The following is a 22,158-nucleotide window of genomic DNA, read 5'->3' as shown; positions in this document are numbered from 1 at the left end:
ATTGTAGAGCCTAGCACCGCAACGAATATTAAATGTTGTTTGCCTTTATTTTTACACCTTGCATTTTTGCCCGTCTTTGGCTAATTCCTGATATCCTGTAACCAAGACATTCGGAAAATGGAGTCACGCAAACAATTTTTGAAAAAAATTGGATCCGCAGCCGCCACATTAGGTGCCGGCGTCTTATTCAGTCCACTTAAAGCGAGGGAGATCACCGAAGATCTCAAGCAATTTACAGGATCTGCATCCGATATTGCACAGAATGAAGACTACTGGGCAAGGGTTCAGCAGGCATTTACCGTTGACCGAAGCCTCATCAACCTGAACAATGGTGGGGTTAGCCCTTCCCCCGATTTTGTGCAAGCCGCTATGAAAAAGCATCTGGATTTTTCGAATCAGGCTCCGGTTTACAATATGTGGCGCATTCTGGAACCACGGAGGGAAGGAGTCAGGCAGCGCATTGCCCGTAACTTTGGCGTTGATGCCGAAGAGATCGCTCTCACAAGGAATGCCTCCGAAAGCCTTCAGATCTGTCAGTTTGGATTTGACCTGAAAGCCGGTGATGAAGTTTTGACCACTGATCAGGATTACCCGCGCATGATAAATACTTTTTTGCAACGTGAACGGCGGGAGGGAATCAAGCTAAACCAGATCAGCATTCCGGTTCCCGCGGAAGATGACAAAGAGATCGTTCGCCTAATTGAAGAAGCCATCACTCCAAATACGAAACTGATCCTGATGTGCCATGTCGTCAATCTGACCGGACAGATACTGCCGGTCAAAAAAGTGGTACAGATGGCCCGGAAGAAAGGCATTCCGGTTATAGTGGATGGAGCTCATGCTTACGCTCATTTTGATTTCAAGCATGAGGATCTGGACTGTGACTACTACACAAGCAGCCTGCACAAATGGCTTTTTGCTCCGCACGGTACCGGGCTTCTTTACGTGAGAAAAAATAAGATCAAAGACCTATGGCCATTGATGGCAGCAGCTGAAGCACAGGATGAAGACATCCGCAAGTTTGAAGAAATTGGCACTCACCCTGCAGCAAACTATCTGGCCATCGGAGAAGCTTTGACCTTCCACGAAGGAATCGGTTCAAAACGAAAAGAAGCAAGACTTAAATATCTCAATGATCTCTGGATCGATGAGATAGTGGATGGCGATAAGGTAGTACTTCATACCAGTCGTGATCCTAAATATGCCTGTGGTATTGCAACGGTAGAGATCAAGGGACTTGAACCGGGGGAACTGAACAGTGCATTGTGGAATGAACATAGAATTATCACCACACCCATTGTTCACGATCAATTCAAGGGCATCAGGATCACGCCAAATGTTTATACGACCCATGAGGAAATTGCCCGATTTACATCAGCTATGAAACAACAGATCAACAAAGTTTAAACAATATGAGATACCTGCTTTTATTAATACCCTTATTTTTAACGATCTCCTGCGTTAAAACAGAATCATCTTCTCAACCTAAAGAGATCATTAGAACTGATAATGCACCGGCTCCGGCTTCAGAAGGTGTGTATTCACAGGCCGTACGATCCGGTAACACTCTCTACCTCTCAGGACAGATCGGACTAATTCCTGAATCCCGTAAACTGGTAGCTGATGATCTGGAATCACAAACTCATCAAACCCTGAAGAACATCAAAGCTGTTCTGGAAGCTGCCGGTTATTCCATATCTGATGTGGTCAAGGCTCAAGTTTTCCTGGATGATATAAATGACTATGGAGCCTTCAACGATATTTACACCACTTATTTCTCTCAGGATCCCCCCGCCCGTGCTGTGGTAGAAGTCAGCCGTATACCGCTGGATGCCAAAGTTGAGATCATGGTTACCGCAAACAAATAAATAATATGTCTGATCTGAAAGATTTTATAAACCTTCGCCACACCCTCCATCGCTATCCCGAACTTTTCAAGCAAGAGTACGAAACTTCTCGAAGGATCTCTGAGTTCATGCAGCAGTTTGAACCGGACAAGGAGATCGATGTAGCCGGTACCGGAAAGATGTTCATTTTTGATGGAAAAGAACCCGGTGAGACCATCCTCTTTCGCTGTGAACTGGATGGCTTGCCAATTCAGGAGCAGGCTCCAAACCTGGCCTATCGATCGGCACATGATGGAATATCTCATCTTTGTGGTCACGATGGCCACATGACCATAATTGCCTATCTCGGAAAGCTGATCTCTGAAAACCGTCCACAAAAAGGTAAGGTCATCCTATTGTTCCAACCGGCAGAGGAAACCGACCAAGGAGCTAAAGATGTTGTTGAATCTCCGGAATTCCATCGGCTCAAGCCGGATTACCTATTTGCTCTGCACAACATTCCCGGTGTAAAGAAGAACACTGTTTTGGTAAAAGATGGAAGTTTCACTGCAGCTTCCTGCGGAATTACGGTAAAGCTAAAGGGACGAACCTCACACGCCGCTGAGCCTGAAAAAGGAAATAACCCATATTTTGCCGCCGAGAAGATCTTTGATGAAGTTCAGGCATTAACCAGGTCTGAAGAAGGATTTTCGGATCATGTCATTTCAACCCTGATCTATATGCGGTTAGGTGAAATTTCATTTGGTGTTTCACCCTCTGATCTTGAAATGGGAATAACCCTTCGGGCTTATGAAAATGATGACCTCGACCTGCTCTGTCAAAAAACTGAATCTATTATCAAAAAACATGCTCATGCACAGGGACTTGAAGCCTCTTTCAGCTATGGTGAGATCTACCCGGCAACCATCAACAATCCTGATTGCGTAAATATGGTAATTGAAGCTACAGAATCTCTGGGATATGGGCTGGTAGAAATGGAATCTCCCAACAGTTGGTCTGAGGATTTTGCCTACTTCACAGCGACTAATAAGGGTGTTCAGTTTGGATATGGAGCCGGTGAAGATCAGCCCAACCTCCATGACCCGGCCTATAATTTTCCCGACGATCTTATCGAGCCGGCCGGTCAATTATTTTTTGAGATCTACAAGAAAAGACTGCTTTAGATTCATATTTAAAACACTTACCCCTCTTGTCTTAAACGTAAAATTAATTATTTACGGGATTCATTTATTTCATTTACAGCTATATTGCTTAATAACCAAAATTAAAGAATAAACAATATGAAACGACTGATACTATTCTTCTTTGCACTGATCCTTTCAACTTCTGTTTCATTAGCTCAAAGTACGGATGAAGTTGTGGAAGCGATCGTCAAAGAAGCCAACGAAAATTCTCAACTCGAATATCTTGCGCACCAGCTTACGGATGTGATCGGTCCCCGCCTGGTAGGAACCCCGCAACAGCAGCATGCTCACGATTGGGCAGTTGAACAATTCAACGAATGGGGTATTGAAGCCGAAAACCAAAAATTTGGAATGTGGCGCGGATGGGAGCGTGGTATCACACACATCGATCTCATCTCGCCCCGTGTGGTATCCCTGGAAGGACAACAACTTGCATGGAGTCCAACTACACCTGAGGGTGGAGTTACCGCCTCTCTGGCGATCCTACCCACGGTAGAAGATCAAACTGAGTTTGATGAGTGGCTTAAAACCATCGATGGTAAGATCATACTAATCTCGCAACCACAGATCACCGGCCGACCTGACTATAACTGGGAAGAATTCGCAACTGAAGAATCTTTTGAAAAGATGCGTGAAACCCGCCAACAATTGAATGAGGAATGGCGAGATAACCTGAGCCGTATCGGTTATGGCCGCGACCTGAACAGCAAGCTGGAAGAAGCCGGTGCTGTTGCACTGTTTCAATCAAGGTGGTCAAATGGTTTTGGGGTCAACAAGATCTTCAGTGCCAACACTGAGAATATCCCTGTTGTGGATATTTCACTGGAAGATTACGGAATGCTTCATCGCATGGTAGAGTATGGTAATGATCCAGTGGTACGTGTAAATACTCAATCGAAAGACCTTGGCAATGTTCCTATGTTCAACACCATCGCAACCATTCCGGGCACTGAAAAGCCAGATGAGTATATCATTCTTTCCGCCCATTATGATTCATGGGATGGTGGTACCGGTGCTACGGATAATGCAACCGGATCTATAACTATGATGGAAACAGCACGTATTCTCAAAAAACTATATCCTAACCCAAAAAGAACCATCATTGTTGGCCTTTGGGGCAGTGAGGAGCAGGGACTTAACGGTTCAGGTGCTTTCGTGGAAGACAACCCTGAGATCGTTGATAACCTTCAGGCTTTGTTCAATCAGGATAATGGTACCGGCCGTGTAGTACGAATTTCGGGGCAAGGCTTCCTGCATTCTTATGAGTTCATCCAAAGATGGCTAAATCCGGTTCCCAGAGATATCACCCGACATATTGAAACCATATTCCCCGGCACTCCCGGTGGCGGCGGTTCCGACTATGCTTCTTTTGTGACAGCCGGTGCACCCGGATTTTCACTCAGTTCCCTAAGCTGGAGCTATTGGAATTACACATGGCATACCAACCGCGATACTTATGACAAGATCGTATTCGATGACGTAAGAAATAACGTGATCCTGACGGCTATCATGACCTATATGGCCAGCGAAGACCCGGAAACCTTCCCACGTGATCGTGCCGTACTGCCTATAAATCCACGTACAGGTGAACAAATGGAGTGGCCTTCTCCAAGAACCCCTAATAGAGATGGGACTAGTAATTAGTTAGTTCTTCTATTCAATTATTAATTTCTACAACAAAGCCATCCTAGTAAATTAGGATGGCTTTTAATTATTACTACTTAATATATTTATATGCTAGTATCTATATACATATTTGCATATCAAATTTTAATAAACTCAGAAGCCTTGGTTGTATTCAGAAAATCTGATTGTGTTATTAGAGACTGCATCTGGTCATAGTTCGATTTCGTCCCGCTCAATAATCAAAGTGCTGAGACTAGTGCTGAAGCCAACTTTATTTAAAGAATAAATAATAGTGATGACATCAACATTACTTGGTACAACCTAATGGGTAAATTCTATTCCCCGATAATTACTGCAGGAATATCATTTTCTTTAAAAAAGGCATTGAAACCGGCTACATCTTCAGAGAGAATTGTCTGCATAGCATACTTCCGCTCCCTCCATACCAGCTGCAGATAACCAAACCGCTGTTTCGCACCTTCTGTCACCGGCGGTACAGTGCCGTTGATGCTATTGTAAAGATAAAGAAACTGAGCGTTCAGCTTATTTGGGAAGTTGATCACATCCTGAAAGGTCTCTTGTTTAGGCTGAACCACACTTTCGATCCACTTGGTTACTTTCTCATTAACGGCTTCACCGTTTTTAGCCACATCTTCACCCTTAGGATGTTCTTTTGTGGCCTTGATGAGGCGGTTGATCTGATCCCGGACAGATATCATTTCGTTGACCGATATATGTATCTCATCTGTAGCATGGAAAATTTCACTGAGCAAACGTTGCTGTTCATCATAGCCTTCTGTCACTTCCACACGAGGGTCGGCTTTAACTTCAAAGGATTGTTCCGAAATCTGTCCATCTACTGTGAGTCGAACTGTATACCTACCGGGCTTCACGCGGTAGCCCGCTGTATTTCCAAAAACAAAGTAGCCTGGCACCGTGGTCATCTCAGCAGTACTGTAATCCCATACAAGCCTGTTCATGCCCTGCTTAATGGGCAAGCCTTCCCAAGACGCCTCCGATTCATTTTGTTGATCGTATTTTTCTTCGTTGCCGAGAGCATAGGTTCTGATAATCTCATTTTCGCTATTCAAGATATCTAGCTTCACTTCTACTTCCGAAGTATCCGGCTCTTCCATGAAAGTGTAATAGATCAGAGAACCATTCGGTGGGTTTTTCCCCTGGTTAAGATCGCCACCCTCACTGCCACCTACCTGATATGTGGTCCCAGGTTTAAAAAGATAATGTTCAGCCTTAGCCACCTCTGCTTTGATCTGCTGCATCGGACTCAGGTCGTCAAGGATCCAGAAACCACGCCCCTGTGTTGCAGCCACCAGATCGTTATTCCGAATCTGGAGGTCAGTGATAGGTACGATAGGCAGATTATTCTGGAATGGCTGCCAGTCGCCACCGCCATTGAATGAGATATACATCCCAAGTTCTGTACCGGCGTAAAGCAGGTCTTTTTTCTGTTTATCTTCGCGTACCACTCTCACCCAGGCCTCTTCATCGATCCCATCTACGATACGGTCCCAACTCTTTCCATAATCTGTGGTTCTATAGATATACGGGGTAAAATCATTGAATTTATAACGGGTGGCTACCACATAGGCAACAGCAGGGTCATGCGGTGAGACTTCAATAGAGTTGATCATTGCATCTTCAATGCCGTTTGGAGTAACCTCCTGCCAATTTTTCCCTTCATCACGTGTAATATGTACAAGTCCGTCATCGGTCCCAACCCAAAGGGTACCCTTGTCGTGGGTTGATGGCATGAGGTACATGATCGTATGGTAGATCTCACCACCGGCAGCTTCGTTGGTAATCGGTCCACCACCTGCTTTAAGTTTTGCAGGATCATTTTTAGTTAAGTCCGGACTGATTTCTTCCCAACTGTTACCGCGATCTTCTGTCTTCAGCACATGATTACCAGCGTGATAGATAACGGATGGATCTTGCGGGGATGCTACGATAGGGGCATTCCAGTTAAAGCGATATTTATGATCTTCAGGATTGGTCCCAAGACCCAAGTAAGGAACAGCCATAACCAGCTTGTCTTTCTCTGTTTCATGGTTATACTCGTTTATTATACCCTGATAACATCCACCATAGACAAGCTTTGGATCGTCAGGATCAAATGCCAGGTACGCGTTTTCACATCCGGCCGTTGCATACCAGTCCTTCCAGCCAATACCGCCGTCAGAGGTTCGACTAGCTATAGCCACTGTACTGTTGTCCTGCTGTCCACCGTATACATAATATGGGAATCGGTTGTCTGTATTCACCCGGTAAAATTGGGCTGTGGGTTGGTTTCGCTGGGTAGACCACGACTTTCCGCCGTTGTAGGAGACGTTCGCGCCTCCATCGTTTGAGTTGATCATTATGTTGTTATTCTCCGGATTGATCCAAAGATCGTGGTTGTCGCCGTGTGGAACTTCAATTTCTGTGAGGGTCTCCCCGCCATTGGTGGATTTCATAAATGGAGCATTCATGATATAAACGGTATTCTCATCTTGTGGGTCGGCTTTGATGTGCATATAATACCATGCCCGTGCACGAATGATGCGATCATCATTGATCAGCTTCCAGGATTTACCCGCATCGTCTGAGCGATAGAGTCCTCCTTTCTTACCTTTGGCTTCTACAATTGCATATACACGCTCATTGTTAGCGCGCGATACATCTATACCGATCTTACCCATAAGGTCTGGAAGACCTTCAGTCAATTTTTCCCAATTGTCACCTCCGTCGGTGGTCTTCCAGATGCTGCTGCCAGGCCCTCCGCTCCGAATCTTCCACGGAAAGCGTCGGTGATCCCAAAAGGCTGCATAGATTACACGCGGGTTGGTCATGTCGATGCTCATGTCACTGGCACCGGTGTCCTCATCAATATGAAGCACCAGCTCCCAATTATCGCCACCGTCGTCGGAGCGATAGATACCTCTCTCTTCATTGGCCCCATAGGGACTGCCCTGTGCAGCTACGTACACCAGATCGGAATTACTAGGATGTACTTGTACCCGTGAGATCTGCCGTGTGTTATCAAGCCCAATGTGCGTCCACGTCTTACCGGCGTCTGTTGACTTATATACCCCATCACCATGTGAGGTCGTTACACCGCGTACAGGCGACTCGCCCATGCCGACGTATACAACATTAGGATCGGATGTGGAAACACCGATAGCCCCTACCGAACCAGTATTAAAAAACCCATCTGAGATATTATTCCATATTTCACCACCATCAGTGGTTTTCCATACACCGCCACCCGTAGCTCCCATATAATAGGTATCCGAATTCCCTATCACACCGGATACCGCCGTAACTCGTCCGCCTCGGAAAGGGCCGATATTGCGCCACTCCATAGCCTGGTAGGTTTTTGTGGCGTAATGATAGTTATCTGTCTCTTTTTGAGCCTGGACCTTCTCCGGCTGCAAACTTGCAATGAAGAACAGAACTGCTAGACAGGCAGCAGACAAAAACCGGTATCTACTTGGTTCTCTATTTTGTATGCTGTCTTTAAACATGTATATGGTGACCATAATACCCTGTTATTTTGAAATTTTAAAAATTGATGTTCAAGCTTTACAATGTCCGCGATACGTGGTGAGAGAAACTGCCAGATAATCTCATACCAATTTGATTTTTAAATCAATCCTAATAAAAGGTTAAATATTTAAAACAAGCAAGCCTGATAATAAACCTCTCGAATAACTTATGGAAAAGTCTCATTATCATCCTTCACTACTATTCAATGATATCAAAATAATTGAGGCATCGGGTTTAACCTCTGGCCTCTAATGTAATCGCCCTTCTGCAAAACTGAAAAACGTAAATAACAGGGTTCTCACCATAAGCGTCTTTCATTACAAAACTGTAAAATATTTTTAATTTGATAATTAGATTGCATCATAAACCATCATAGCAGGTTATGGTTTGAAATATATTTTTAATTACGCTAATGCATAATTACATATATATGTTTCTATGCAAATTCTATTTAAAATCTCACTTATAACTTGTCAGATAGAATCTCATTGAATATTAAAAAATAAGGGTAGCATATATTGCCTAATTTGCTTGTAAGCACTTTTTATATGCATTTTCATAACGTTTCTTTGAAATTTAACTCATTTAGGATAGATTAATGTTACACTTAAACTCTAATTGGAGGATTTATGAAGAATAAAAATTTTGCGTTATTACTGCTTCGTCTCGGTGTAGGCATAATTTTCATTGTTGCAGGATGGGGGAAACTAACAGGAATTGAGAACGTACAGGCATTTTTTGGCAATGTTGGCATTCCATTAGCCGGATTTATGGCCTGGGTAGTTGCACTGGTAGAATTTATTGGTGGAATTATGGTCTTAGTTGGCTATAAGGTCGAACTCCCTTCACTTCTGCTGGCCTTTATAATGGTGGTAGCAATACTTACTGTGAAACTTGGCGGTGATGGTGGTTTCAGTGGAATGCGCATTGATATCATGCTTTTGCTCACCAGCTTAGCTATTGCAATAATGGGATCAGGCGGATACTCACTTGAAGGTATGCTTGGTAAAACACCGGAGGATTAATTAAATCTAGTTGAAAGGTATTTAGAGTGTGATCTAACCACTATAATATCTATTCATACCGCTCTAATACACAAAGCCATCCAGAGAGAACGGGATGGCTTTTTAAATTGAATTAAGGCAATTATTCCGGACAAATCTTTTCCATTTGGGTCATGATATCCAATTTAGTATTCCGAACCTGGAGGTTCGAATCGAGCATTACTTACTTTAGATGTCCCAACCTGATTTCATACCCTCCATTTGATTCGTTAAGTGTATAAATCACGTCATTATTGCCAACCACAAATTCAGTGGGTTTATGATCGAGTTTATATCCATGCTCCAGATTTAGATTCCAATCAAACTCTTGAATCAGATCGGTTTCAAAAGGATTGGAGGAATCTTCAGAGCGAGGTATTCCTGAATAACTTGCATACAAGTGATGATCATTACTAACCACATCGGTATATCCTACAATACCATTGTTATCAACTGGCCAGTTATCTTCAAGAATCATACTTGGAAGAGGGTATTTCTCTCCTTGAACTCTCTTAAGTAAGGTGCCTTCCATGTCATACTTTTCGATGAAGTCTGCATTCTCTGCAAACAGACAAATATAGTTCTGACCAAGATTCATCGCTGCATGAGATAACCAAGCAATACCGTTATCTCTTGGTGTAAAGTTTTTATCAAAAACAATATAGTCACCCAAACTGGTCTTGATTGACCCGGTCTCATCAAACACCTGAATTCTTTCATTCAGAAAAACACCTGCAGCTACTATACTCCCATCCTTCAACATAAACATAGAGTTTGGAAGACCCCTTGTGGTAAGTTCTCTTCTTTTATGATCCCGTAGTTCACCATTGGTATTATATGCGGTTAAAGAGAATTGATTTCCATCATACACATAGAATAGTGAGTCCGAATCAATAATTTCCATTAATCTTTCATATTCTCCCGGTCCCCTACCTTCACGGCCAATTCCCTTCAGGTATTCAACCCCTCCATCTTCTTTGATTTGAAACATGTGTATGGATGGACTCCCCCCAACTTCTCCAATAACGATCTTATCATCAATGATCCGTACTACTTTGGGATTTCTTACTGTTTTCGCTAAAACAGCTCTGCTCGTTTTAACCGATTGATAATCAATAGTTCGCTGGAAGTGATTTTTTTCTTTTGTAGAGGTTGTACACGCAGTTATTCCCAGAATTATTACTGTAATACTAATACTCAAGAATAGGCTTTTCGAAGTAATTATCATTATTAATCCTTTTGCAATTCAAGTTTAGTAATTAGAATTAGTAGCCCTTTAAAGTACTTTAGCTCTGCGTACCAGGTCACCCTCCAAAGCATTCCGAACTTAGAGGTTCGAACAGAGGTTAAATGTATATAATTCAATCTATAATCACATAAGAAATGTACCCCAACAAAAAAGCCCCGATCAACTTAATGAACGGGGCTTCAAATTGTCTGTTAGAAAGCTAACGGGAGGTTAGTCTTCGGCTTCAGCGGTTTCGCTTTCACCGTTTTCACTGCCACCAAGTTCTTCAAATACCTTGGCGATCTCCTCGTCTCCTTCTTCCATATCTTTCTTCGAACCAACCACGATATCTTCGTAGTCGCGAAGTCCGGTTCCGGCAGGTACTTTATGTCCAACCACCACATTCTCTTTGAGTCCGCGGAGGAAGTCTTTCTTAGCTTCAATAGAAGCCTGAGTCAGTACCTTGGTCGTTTCCTGGAATGAAGCAGCTGATAACCAGCTATCGGTAGAAAGGGCAGCTCTTGTGATACCCAACAGAATTGGCTTTGAAATTGCCGGCTCTGCTTCACGGGTTTCGAGCTCTTCTTTACCGTCTTTGATCAACTCATTATTGTGATCACGAACCTGACGCCGATCAAGGATGGTACCCTTCTTAAGATCAGAACCACCTTCGTTTGTAACCACAAACTTACCGATCAATTCGTCATTACGCTCGTTAACTTCAAAACGGTCAACTTTATCACCTTCGAGGAACATAGTGTCGCCCGGATCGGTGATCTCTACCTTCTGCATCATGGTGCGAACAATAGTCTCAATGTGCTTATCATTGATCTTCACACCCTGTAGTCGGTAAACCTCCTGAATTTCATTCACGAGATATGACTGTACTGCATAAGGTCCGAGGATATTCAAAATATCCTGAGCCGGAATAGTACCGTCAGATAGCGGTTGACCTGCTTTCACAAAATCGTTGGATTGAACCAGGATATGCTTACTTAACGAGATCAAATACTTCTTCTCATCCGTGCCATCCTTAGACTTAACGAATACTTCCTGGGAACCACGTTTACGACCACCCATTTCGACAATACCGTCAATTTCAGTAACAACGGCAGGTTCACTTGGGGAGCGAGCTTCAAACAGCTCAGTAATACGTGGAAGACCCGCGGTAATATCCTTAGACTTGGAAGCTACACGAGGTATCTTAGCGATAACCTGTCCGGCTTCTACTTTCTCACCGTCATCAACCACAATGTGTGTATCTACAGGAAGTGTAGTCTCGCGAACACGATCATTACTTCCCTTAATCATAATGGTTGGAACCAGTGATCGGTCTTTAGAATCTGTAATAACTTTTTCACGGTGACCGGTTTGAGCATCAGTATCATCAGATGAAGTTACTCCATCAATGATATCCTTATACTCGATGGTACCGTCAATTTCTGAGAAGATCAGAGCATTATATGGATCCCACTTACAGAGCACTGCTCCTTTTGGAACCATATCACCATCTTCAACCAACATTTCAGAACCATAAGGAACGTTATACGTAATGAGGGTGGTGCCTTCATCATTAATGATCTTGATCTCACCCGCACGTGAAAGAACTACATTGTGATCTTCCTCTCCATCGTTGTAAACAACAACGCGTACGTTCTCAAATTCAACTTTACCTTCAAATTTAGTTTTGTGCTGTGATTCAGCCTCTAAACGAGATGCTGTACCACCAACATGGAAGGTTCTAAGTGTAAGCTGTGTACCAGGCTCACCAATTGATTGAGCAGCGATAACACCCACCGCTTCACCTTTTTCAACCATAGTTCCTCGGGCAAGGTCACGTCCGTAACACTTAGCACACACTCCGCGAGGAGTTTCGCATGTAAGTACTGAACGGATCTCGACATCTTCAATAGAGGTCTCAGCTATCTTGCCAGCAACTGTTTCGTCGATCACCTGATTTGATTCACAGATCAGTTCATCAGATATCGGATCATAAATATCGTGCAGTGACACACGTCCAAGAATACGGTCTTCCAAACTTTCAATGATATCCTCATTGTCTTTCAGAGCCGTCATTTTAATTCCACGGAGTGTACCACAGTCATTTTCGTTAATGATAACGTCTTGAGACACATCAACGAGTCGTCGCGTCAGATAACCGGCATCAGCTGTTTTCAGAGCTGTATCAGCCAAACCTTTACGAGCCCCGTGAGTAGAGATAAAGTATTCAAGAACTGTCAAACCCTCTTTGAAAGAAGAGAGGATCGGGTTCTCAATAACCTCATTACCCTGCTGCATGGAACTCTTCTGAGGCTTAGCCATCAGACCACGCATACCGCCAAGCTGACGAATCTGCTCTTTAGATCCACGAGCGCCGGAATCAGCCATCATATAAACTGGATTGAACCCATTCCGGTCGTTTTGAAGTGCCTTAAATAGCGTTTCAGACACGCGGTTCGTGGTACTTGTCCACTTATCAATTACCTGATTATATCGTTCATTATCAGTGATGAAACCCATTTCGTATCGGCCCTGAACGTCTGATACCTCGTTCTTGGCTTTAGTAATGAGTTCTTCTTTAGCATCCGGAATGATGATATCGTCAAGACTGAAAGAAAGCCCACCAATTGTGGCCTCTTCGTAACCTAACTTCTTCATGTCATCAAGGAAGTTAGAGGTCTTTGCAGTTCCTACTACATCATGGATCTCGCCGATCAGATTTCTCAGCTCTTTTTTACCAAGGGTCTTATTGATGAACGGGATCTCGTCCGGTACGATCTCGTTAAAGATCACGCGCCCGGTTGAAGTCTTAATTACTTCATACGTTTTTTCGCCTTCCTCGTTTATTACGGGAATTCGAACATTGATCTTAGCATGGGTATCAAGTTTACCCTGATCAAATGCTACCAAGACTTCTGCAGGTGATGAAAACGTCTTGCCTTCACCTAAGCTGCCATCATCAGGCTTAGTCAGATAATACAAACCCAGGATCATATCCTGAGAAGGCACGGCTATAGGCCCACCGTTAGCGGGTGCTAAGATATTATGTGAACCTAACATCAATACAGATGCTTCAATAACAGCATCGTGACTCAATGGAAGGTGAACAGCCATCTGATCACCATCAAAGTCAGCGTTGAATGCTGTACAAGCGAGCGGGTGTAATCTTATAGCTTTTTCCTCGATCAGTACTGGCTGGAATGCCTGAATACCTAACCTGTGCAATGTTGGAGCACGGTTAAGAAGTACAGGGTGTCCGTCAATAACGTTTTCGAGCACTTCCCAAACAACGGCATCACGTCGGTCAACTACTTTTTTGGCGCTCTTAACCGTTTTCACATATCCGCGCTCAATGAGTCGGCGTATGATGAAAGGTTTGTAGAGCTCGACCGCCATTTCTTTTGGTAGTCCACATTCGTGCATTTTCAGCTCAGGTCCAACCACAATTACAGAACGGCCGGAATAATCAACACGCTTACCAAGAAGGTTTTGACGGAAACGTCCACTCTTACCTTTCAGCATATCTGAAAGTGACTTAAGCGGACGGTTGTTATTCCGTACGGCGTTTGATTTTCTTGAATTGTCATATAGTGAATCAACCGCTTCCTGCAGCATGCGTTTCTCGTTACGGAGAATCACATCAGGAGCTTTGATATCGATCAATCGTTTCAGACGATTGTTACGGATGATCACACGACGATAAAGGTCGTTAAGGTCGGATGTTGCAAATCTACCTCCTTCAAGAGGTACCAATGGACGAAGTTCCGGAGGAATAACCGGGATCACGCCTTGTACCATCCACTCAGGACGATTCTCAGTATGCTTATTTGCAGCACGGAAGGATTCAATTACCTGAAGACGTTTTAGCTTTTTCTTTTTACGCATCTGTGAAGTTTCATTCTTCACTTCATAGCGCAACTGATAAGCAAGTTCGTCAAGGTCAAGGTCGGCAAGGAGGGCTTGTAAAGCATCTGCTCCTTCCTTTACGATGAACTTATCGTCATCGTCATCGTCCAATTCCTGATTTTCTTCGGGTAGTTGTTCTAAAATATCCCACTTCTCTTCTTCAGAGATCATATCACCCTGTGCGTAACCAAGGTCACGCGCAACACCTGGATTAATGATCACAAATGTCTCATAATAGACGATCTTATCCAGATTCTTAGAAGAGGTTCCAATAAGATATGCGATCTTATTTGGAAGTGATTTGAAGTACCAAATATGTACTACAGGAACGGTCAGGGTAATATGCCCCATTCGTTCACGGCGTACTGCTTTCCGGGTAACTTCCACACCGCAACGGTCGCAGATGATACCTTTATAACGTATACGCTTGTATTTACCGCAATGGCATTCATAATCTTTAACCGGGCCGAAGATCTTTTCACAGAAAAGACCATCCATTTCGGGTTTAAAGGTTCTATAGTTTATTGTCTCAGGAGTCAAGACTTCACCGTGAGAACGAGATAATATCGTTTCAGCGGAAGCAAGGGATACCCCAATGCTGTCAAAGTCTTTTGTGACTGTTAATGTCTTAGTTACTGGCAAGGATGTTCCTCCAAATTATTAACAGTGAAATTATTCAATGTGCATTTCAAGGCCGAGACCCATAAGCTCTCGTAACAATACCTTGAATGATTCGGGCACGTCACCATCAGGCAGATTCTCACCTTTAACGATGGCCTCATATACTTTAGAGCGCCCTTTAACGTCATCACTTTTTACAGTGAGCATTTCTTTCAGGATGCTGGAAGCACCATATGCGTACAGTGCCCACACCTCCATTTCACCAAGTCGCTGGCCACCAAACTGAGCTTTACCACCCAATGGTTGCTGCGTGATCAATGAATATGGACCAATAGAACGAGCATGCATCTTATCCTGAATCAAGTGATTCAGTTTCAGCATGTAAATGTATCCTACTGTGGTCTTCTGCGCAAAAGGTTCACCTGTACGACCGTCATACAACTTAACGCGGCCATCTTCAGGTAGCCCTGCATCTCTTAGTTTCTCACGAACTTCATCCATGGAAGCACCATCGAAGATAGGTGATGCAAAAGTAACACCCATTTTCTTGGCAGCCCATCCGAGAATGGTTTCGTAGATCTGTCCAAGGTTCATACGTGATGGTACACCCAGCGGGTTCAAACAGATATCGACAGGAGTTCCGTCTTCCATGAACGGCATGTCTTCCTGTGGCACGATCTTGGCAACAACACCTTTGTTACCGTGACGACCGGCCATTTTATCACCTACTTTAAGCTTACGTTTTTTAGCAACGTAAACCTTGGCCTTCTGGATAATTCCGGGTGGCAACTCGTCTCCAACCTGAATAGCAAACTTACGACGCTTAGCTTCAGTATCGATCTCACGACGAAGCTCACGGTAGTTGGAAAACAGTTTTTTAACAAGTTTCACCAATTCACCATCGGTAGCCCAGTCAATATTCTCATTGATATTGACGGGATCAAGTTCTTCAAATACAGATTTTTTGTATTTCTCGCCTTTTGGTATCAACTCTACATGGCTGTAATTGTAAACACCGGGAGAAGTCTTATCACGAAGCAGGGAGTACATCTTATCAGCCCACTGCTGATTCAACTCTGCTACTTTTTGTGCATGACGCTCTTCTTCCTGCTCAACACGTTTCTTCTCTTCTTTACGAGAGATCAGTTCATCGCGCTTACGGCTAAAGAGTTTAGTATCAATTACAGTACCTTCAACACTTGGCGGTACTTTCAATGATGCGTCTTTAACATCACCGGCTTTATCACCGAAGATCGCTCGCAGTAGTTTTTCTTCAGGAGTAGGATCTGTTTCTCCTTTCGGAGTGATCTTACCCACCAGAATATCACCGTGCTCGATCTTGGCACCGATTCTAATGATTCCACGCTCATCAAGATCAGATGTGGCTTCTTCACTCACGTTTGGAATTTCACGAGTCAGTTCTTCCTCACCACGCTTGGTGTCTCGTACCTGCTGCTCAAATTCTGTTACGTGAATGGATGTATAGATATCATCCTGTACAATTCTTTCACTTACAACGATGGCATCCTCAAAGTTGTAACCTCTCCATGGCATAAAAGCCACAAGCAAATTACGCCCCAGGGCAAGCTCACCTTTATCAGTTGAACAACCATCAGCAAGAGCTTGTCCTGCTTTCACTTTGTCTCCGATCTTTACAACAGGACGTTGATTGATCGTAGTATCCTGGTTAGTTCTTACAAATTTGGTCAGATCATAAGTCTTTACCCCACCATCGAAGTAGCAATTTTGCTCTTCCTCAGTACGGTTATATTTAACTCTGATCTCAGTAGCACTCACATATACTACTTCACCATCAGCATCAGCTGTGATGATAGCACGTGAGTCACGAGCTGCACGCTGCTCAAGTCCGGTTCCAACCACAGGGGCTTCAGGTCGCAACAATGGTACGGCCTGGCGCTGCATGTTAGAACCCATCAGTGCACGGTTAGCATCATCATGTTCAATAAACGGAATCAATGCTGCTGCCAGAGACGTGATCTGGTTAGTGGCAACATCCATATATTCGATCTCATCCGGCTTCACACGAAGGTAGTTACCTTCACGTGTTCTTGAGAAGATGGCATCCGTTTCGAACATGCCTTTGTCATCTATCTCTGCGTTAGCCTGAGCGATAACCGTTTCATCTTCCTGCTCGGCCGCAAGATATTCAACATCTTTTGTAACCTTACCTTCTTTCACTTTACGATAAGGGGTCTCAATAAATCCAAAGTCATTTACCTTGGCATGTACACACAATGAAGAGATCAAACCAATGTTTGGCCCCTCAGGTGTTTCAATCGGGCAAAGTCGACCATAGTGAGTGTAGTGAACGTCACGTACCTCAAAACCGGCTCTCTCACGTGTCAAACCACCAGGTCCCAAAGCAGACATACGCCGCTTGTGAGTCAACTCAGCAATAGGATTCGTTTGATCCATGAACTGAGATAGCTGGTTCGTTCCAAAGAACGTATTGATCACACTTGAGATCGTACGTGCATTTACAAGATCCTGTGGTGTCAACTGTTCAGCATCCCGTGAATTCATTCTCTCACGGATAGTACGTGCCATTCGGGCAAGGCCAATTGCAAATTGCTGACCTAACTGTTCTCCAACAGTACGAACACGCCTGTTACTTAGGTGATCAATATCATCTACCTGAGACTTCATGTTCTTCAGGCGGATAACTTCTCTAACAATAGCAACGATATCTTCTTTAGTCAGATATTGTAGGGTATTTTCCTGATCAAGTTTCAAGCGTTTATTCAATCTGTAACGACCAACTTCTCCAAGATCATATTTCTTATCACTGAAAAACAATCTTTCAAGAATTGAACGAGCAGTTTCCGGATCCGGCATTTCACCTGATCTGATCTGCTGATAGATCTCACCAAGTGCAGACGATTCATCGTAAGTAGGATCCTTACGAAGAGTATTCATCATTACGGAACGTTCAGATTCCTCAGCTGAGATCTTTTGAACTAAGACCTTTTCAACTTCTGCATCTTTAAGTGAGCCATAATCATCTTCAGTCAGTTCATGGTCACGTTCAAATATGATCTGACGATTCAAGGCTTCTGTTACTTCACCTGTTTCATCGTCAACCACTTCTTCCATGCTTTCTACAACAATATTTTCGGCTAGTCTTTTACCAACCAGTTTCTTGTTGTAATCGGCTTTAGATCCAAACTTGATATGTTCTGACAGCTCAAACAAGCTTAACAGTTCAATATCAGAGGAATATCCAAGTGCTCTTAACAGGGTTGTTGCAGGAACTTTCTTCTTGCGATCAATATATGCCCACAACACATCTCTTATGTCGGTTGTAAACTCGATCCATGACCCTTTGAAAGGAATCACTCTTGCAGAATATAGTTGAGTTCCGTTAGGGTGAACGTTCTGTCCAAAGAAAACACCCGGTGATCTGTGAAGCTGACTTACGATAACCCGCTCAGCACCATTAACAATGAATGTACCTCGATTGGTCATCCATGGAAGGTCTCCTAAGAAAACTTCCTGTTCAATGGTTTCACTGGCTTCATCGCTGTCATCAACAGATGAAAGTCTTAATTTTGCTTTTAACGGAACAGAATAAGTCAGGCCACGATCCTGACACTCAGATTCAGTGTAGCGTGGAACATCTATATTAAAGTATAGAAATTCTAGAATATGTGTTTCACGACTATCCTGAATGGGAAAATTTTCATTGAAAATCCGTTGTAAACCCTGATCTGCTCTCTCATTGGGAGCAATATCAAGTTGTACGAATTTTTCAAATGACTCTAGCTGAATATCCAGAAAGTCAGGATAATCAAGCACATGTTTGGTTTTTCCAAACGATAAGCGTTCCGTGTTGGGAATAGTTTGCATCTTCTTGCTCAAAAGGAACCTCTCCTCTTAGATTGAAGGTAATTTATACGGGGAAACCCCAAATGTATTGGGGTCAGTTTTTTTAGACGCCAATAGCCAATACCGATTTAACGGCATTGGCTAATAACGAATTTATAAGTAAGAATTACTTAAGCTCTACTTCGGCTCCAGCTTCTTCAAGCTTGGATTTGATGTCTTCTGCTTCATCTTTAGAAACAGCTTCTTTAACAGCGTTAGGAGCTCCGTCAACTAATTCTTTAGCTTCTTTCAAGCCAAGACCAGTGATGCCGCGTACTTCTTTAATTACGGCAATTTTCTTAGCACCGGGACTCTTAAGAACAACATCAAATTCAGTTTGCTCTTCAGCTGCTCCGGCTTCTCCGCCACCAGCAGGTCCAGCTACTGCAACAGCAGCTTGAGCAGGTTTGATATCGTATTCTTCTTCAAGAATAGTTGCAAGTTCGTTTGCTTCTTTGATAGTTAGGTTGACAAGCTGTTCAGCTAAATCTTTAACGTCAGCCATTATATTTCTCCAGTTGTTTTAAATAAAAAAATTCTAGTTGATAAATAAGGGTTATTCTTCGCCTTTTTCAGCGATGGTGTTAATAGCACCAACAAGGTTAGATCCTTGTGAGTTAAGTGCACCAACTATATTTGATAGAGGTGACATTAACAGACCAAGGATATCTCCAATAATCTCGTTCTTAGACTTCATAGCTGCAAGAACTTCCAGTTTATCTTCGCTGTAGAAATCACCATCTACAATTGCGGCCTTAAACTGTGGTTTATTGTGCTCCTTGATAAAATCTTTCAATACCTTGGCAGGTGCAGATAATTCTTCATCTACAAAAGCGAAAGCATTCTGCTCAACTAAAGAAGGTATGATTTCATCATATCCACCAGCCTTCTCCATTGCGAGCTTCATTAACTTGTTTTTGTACACTTTGAAGCGAATATCTCCCTTACGAAATGCACCACGCAGTTCATTAACTTCAGGTACCGACATTCCGGAATAATTAGTGATATAAAGAGCACTAGAGCTTTCCAGCTTCTCGGCAATTTCGTCTAAGACTGCTTGCTTTTCTGCAGTAGGCATAATTCATTTCCTCCTTTTATAGGGATGTTACTGCGGTTCTGCTTAACGGGATGCTTGGTCCCATAGTACTGCTCATGAAAACACTTTTCACGTACAGTCCTTTTGCGGAAGCCGGTCTTAAGCTCATCACTGTCCGAAAGAATGCTTCTGTATTTTCTTTCAGATCGCTAGCGCTAAAACTAACTTTACCAATAGATGTATGAAGGATTCCGGCTTTATCAACACGGAAATCAATCTGTCCGGCTTTCACTGTTTTCACAGCTTCAGCCACATCCATTGTAACGGTTCCACTTTTCGGGTTAGGCATCAGTCCGCGGGGGCCTAAAAAACGCCCAAGCTTACCGAGTTTACCCATTACGTCAGGCGTGGCGATAATAACGTCTATATCGCTCCACCCTTCTTCAATTTTTTCGATGTAATCATCAAGACCAACATGGTCGGCACCGGCTTCTCTGGCTTCATCTTGTTTGGCTTCATTAACGAGAGCCAAAACACGTACATCTTTACCCGTACCGTGAGGCAAGCTCACTGTACCGCGGACCATTTGGTCTGCATGTCTTGGGTCAACGCCTAAACGGATATCAATATCCACTGAAGCATCAAAATTTACGTTAGATGTTTTTTTAACCAGATCGCACGCTTCTTCCAAAGTATACTCTACCTCGGGATTCACGAGTGCCACAGCCTGTTGATATTTCTTTCCTCTTTTTGCCATGATCACAATTTCCTTACTTTTCGCGATTTACTCTAAGACCCATACTGCGAGCCGTTCCTGCAATCATTTCCGCACCAGCTTCGACGTCAAACGCATTTAAGTCTTCCATCTTTTCTTGTGCAATGTCTTTGCATTGGCTCCAGGTAACCGTACCTACTTTTTTTCGGTTTGGTTCGCCTGATCCGGACTTGATTTTCGCTGCTTTCTTAAGAAGCACAGGTGCTGGTGGAGTCTTTGTTTTAAATGTAAAAGACTTATCAGCATAAACCGTGATCTCAACAGGAACAACAGTTCCGGCCTTGTCCTGAGTCTTAGCGTTAAAGGCTTTACAAAACTCCATAATATTGATTCCTGCTTGACCGAGTGCCGGTCCAACAGGTGGCGCAGGGTTTGCCTGCCCCCCAACAATCTGGAGCTTCAGGATGTTCTCAACTTTTTTAGCCATGGATTCTCAGGATCCTATAATTAATAACTTCTGTTTATTTGTGCGTAATAGCTAGTGTGCATCAACTAGGTTCTTTATGTAGCCGATTCAACTTGGTTAACATCAACTTCCACCGGAGTTTTACGGCCAAAAATACTAACCATAACTCTCAGTTTAAGTTTTTCAGGATTCACTTCCTGAACGGTTCCGTCAAAATCTTTGAACGGACCGGATATCACTTTAACCAAGTCGCCTTCACTATACGGAATCTCAATATTCCGCATTTCATCGCCACTGTCTTTAACTCTGCCAATGATGCGTTTGACTTCGTGTTCTTTAAGTGGCTTTGGCACCGTTTCATTTTTACCTACTTTCAGAAAACCTAAGCAGGATGGTGCGGACTGTATTAAATTATTTACTTCTTCATCATAATGAGTATTTAAAAGGATATAACCCGGAAAGAAATTTTTCTCTCTGGTTCGTTTCTTTCCCGATCTGATCTCTACTACTGTTTCTGTAGGAATAAGGACCTCCTTAATCTTGTCTTCCAGGCCCTGCTCTTCGATCTCCCGCTCAAGAAACTCTTTAACTTTTTTTTCATGGCTTGAGAAGCAGCGTACTACGTACCAACCATGTTCTTGTTCTTTACTCATTAGTTATAAATAGCTTCTAATATGGTGCTATAAACTTGGTCTACACCAAAAATGAAAACTGAAATAATGATGGAGAAGACAACTACGATGATCGTGTTGTCAATCAATTCCTTTTGTGTTGGCCAAGATACCTTCTTGAACTCCTGAACAACACCATCAAAAAATTTATTAATCTTACTCATATAATTTTACTTGTTTGCACGGGTGGAGAGACTCGAACTCCCGACACCTGGTTTTGGAGACCAGTGCTCTGCCAACTGAGCTACACCCGTGTAAAGTGCACAAGAGCGACTACCGAAGTAACCACTCTTTGCACTGGCCTAAGTTCAGGTCGACTTTCTTAGTCTAAGATTTTAGTTACCACGCCGGCACCGACAGTACGGCCACCTTCGCGTATCGCAA

The 22,158-nt window shown here is 43.2% G+C and carries 15 protein-coding genes and 1 tRNA gene; 5 read left to right on the top strand and 11 right to left on the bottom strand.

Annotated elements, in window-relative coordinates; translation table 11 throughout:
• Positions 1 to 117: 117 nt before the first annotated feature.
• The 4 genes from ACKGJO_RS14145 to ACKGJO_RS14130 all read left to right on the top strand — a co-directional run bounded on the left by ACKGJO_RS14145 (position 118) and on the right by ACKGJO_RS14130 (position 4,675).
• A complete protein-coding gene (locus tag ACKGJO_RS14145; RefSeq protein ID WP_411324112.1) occupies positions 118 to 1,407 on the top strand; it encodes an aminotransferase class V-fold PLP-dependent enzyme in 1,290 nt (429 codons plus the stop codon).
• Between the two features lie 5 nt (positions 1,408 to 1,412).
• On the top strand, positions 1,413 to 1,868 hold the full coding sequence (locus ACKGJO_RS14140) for a Rid family detoxifying hydrolase (RefSeq protein WP_411324111.1): 456 nt from the start codon (positions 1,413 to 1,415) through the stop codon (positions 1,866 to 1,868).
• A 5-nt stretch (positions 1,869 to 1,873) separates the two neighbouring features.
• On the top strand, positions 1,874 to 3,010 hold the full coding sequence (locus ACKGJO_RS14135) for an amidohydrolase (RefSeq protein WP_411324110.1): 1,137 nt from the start codon (positions 1,874 to 1,876) through the stop codon (positions 3,008 to 3,010).
• 117 nt (positions 3,011 to 3,127) lie between these two features.
• Complete coding sequence (locus ACKGJO_RS14130) at positions 3,128 to 4,675, top strand: M20/M25/M40 family metallo-hydrolase (protein WP_411324109.1); 1,548 nt, start codon at positions 3,128 to 3,130, stop codon at positions 4,673 to 4,675.
• Positions 4,676 to 4,992: 317 nt separating this feature from the next.
• Here ACKGJO_RS14130 and ACKGJO_RS14125 read toward each other — a convergent pair whose 3' ends face one another.
• Positions 4,993 to 8,196 carry a VPS10 domain-containing protein gene (locus ACKGJO_RS14125; protein WP_411324108.1) on the bottom strand — a complete coding sequence of 1,068 codons (3,204 nt, stop codon included), beginning with the start codon at positions 8,194 to 8,196 and terminating at the stop codon, positions 4,993 to 4,995.
• A gap of 636 nt (positions 8,197 to 8,832) precedes the next feature.
• On the opposite strand from ACKGJO_RS14125, the gene ACKGJO_RS14120 reads away from it, so the two are divergent.
• Positions 8,833 to 9,228 carry a DoxX family protein gene (locus tag ACKGJO_RS14120; protein WP_411324107.1) on the top strand — a complete coding sequence of 132 codons (396 nt, stop codon included), beginning with the start codon at positions 8,833 to 8,835 and terminating at the stop codon, positions 9,226 to 9,228.
• Between the two features lie 202 nt (positions 9,229 to 9,430).
• Here ACKGJO_RS14120 and ACKGJO_RS14115 read toward each other — a convergent pair whose 3' ends face one another.
• From ACKGJO_RS14115 to ACKGJO_RS14070, 10 genes are all read right to left on the bottom strand, one after another.
• Positions 9,431 to 10,447: a BF3164 family lipoprotein gene (locus tag ACKGJO_RS14115; protein WP_411324105.1), complete on the bottom strand. Its 1,017-nt coding sequence runs from the start codon at positions 10,445 to 10,447 to the stop codon at positions 9,431 to 9,433.
• A 258-nt stretch (positions 10,448 to 10,705) separates the two neighbouring features.
• Entirely contained in the window at positions 10,706 to 15,022 is a 4,317-nt protein-coding gene (gene rpoC, locus ACKGJO_RS14110) for a DNA-directed RNA polymerase subunit beta' (protein WP_411324104.1), read from the bottom strand.
• 30 nt (positions 15,023 to 15,052) lie between these two features.
• Positions 15,053 to 18,868 (bottom strand): DNA-directed RNA polymerase subunit beta, encoded by a 3,816-nt coding sequence (rpoB, locus tag ACKGJO_RS14105; RefSeq protein ID WP_411324210.1) that lies wholly within the window; start codon positions 18,866 to 18,868, stop codon positions 15,053 to 15,055.
• A 145-nt stretch (positions 18,869 to 19,013) separates the two neighbouring features.
• Positions 19,014 to 19,391, bottom strand: coding sequence for a 50S ribosomal protein L7/L12 (gene rplL / locus ACKGJO_RS14100; RefSeq protein ID WP_411324103.1), 378 nt, complete (start codon positions 19,389 to 19,391; stop codon positions 19,014 to 19,016).
• Between the two features lie 51 nt (positions 19,392 to 19,442).
• A complete protein-coding gene (gene rplJ / locus ACKGJO_RS14095) occupies positions 19,443 to 19,964 on the bottom strand; it encodes a 50S ribosomal protein L10 (protein WP_411324101.1) in 522 nt (173 codons plus the stop codon).
• A gap of 16 nt (positions 19,965 to 19,980) precedes the next feature.
• Entirely contained in the window at positions 19,981 to 20,679 is a 699-nt protein-coding gene (gene rplA, locus ACKGJO_RS14090; RefSeq protein WP_411324100.1) for a 50S ribosomal protein L1, read from the bottom strand.
• A 13-nt stretch (positions 20,680 to 20,692) separates the two neighbouring features.
• A complete protein-coding gene (rplK, locus tag ACKGJO_RS14085) occupies positions 20,693 to 21,124 on the bottom strand; it encodes a 50S ribosomal protein L11 (RefSeq protein ID WP_411324098.1) in 432 nt (143 codons plus the stop codon).
• Between the two features lie 74 nt (positions 21,125 to 21,198).
• Positions 21,199 to 21,756, bottom strand: a complete 558-nt coding sequence (gene nusG / locus ACKGJO_RS14080) for a transcription termination/antitermination protein NusG (RefSeq protein WP_411324097.1) — start codon at positions 21,754 to 21,756, stop codon at positions 21,199 to 21,201.
• Complete coding sequence (gene secE, locus ACKGJO_RS14075; RefSeq protein WP_411324096.1) at positions 21,756 to 21,938, bottom strand: preprotein translocase subunit SecE; 183 nt, start codon at positions 21,936 to 21,938, stop codon at positions 21,756 to 21,758. The genes nusG and secE overlap by 1 nt, the downstream gene beginning before the upstream one ends.
• Positions 21,939 to 21,955: 17 nt before the next feature.
• Positions 21,956 to 22,028: transfer RNA gene (locus tag ACKGJO_RS14070), tRNA-Trp, on the bottom strand.
• Positions 22,029 to 22,158: the final 130 nt, after the last annotated feature.

Source organism: Gracilimonas qinghaiensis (assembly GCF_046602855.1).
In the GTDB taxonomy this organism is placed as follows: domain Bacteria; phylum Bacteroidota; class Rhodothermia; order Balneolales; family Balneolaceae; genus Gracilimonas.
The sequence above is the reverse complement of the archived record's forward strand: the minus strand, read 5'-3'. Positions and strand labels throughout refer to the sequence as shown.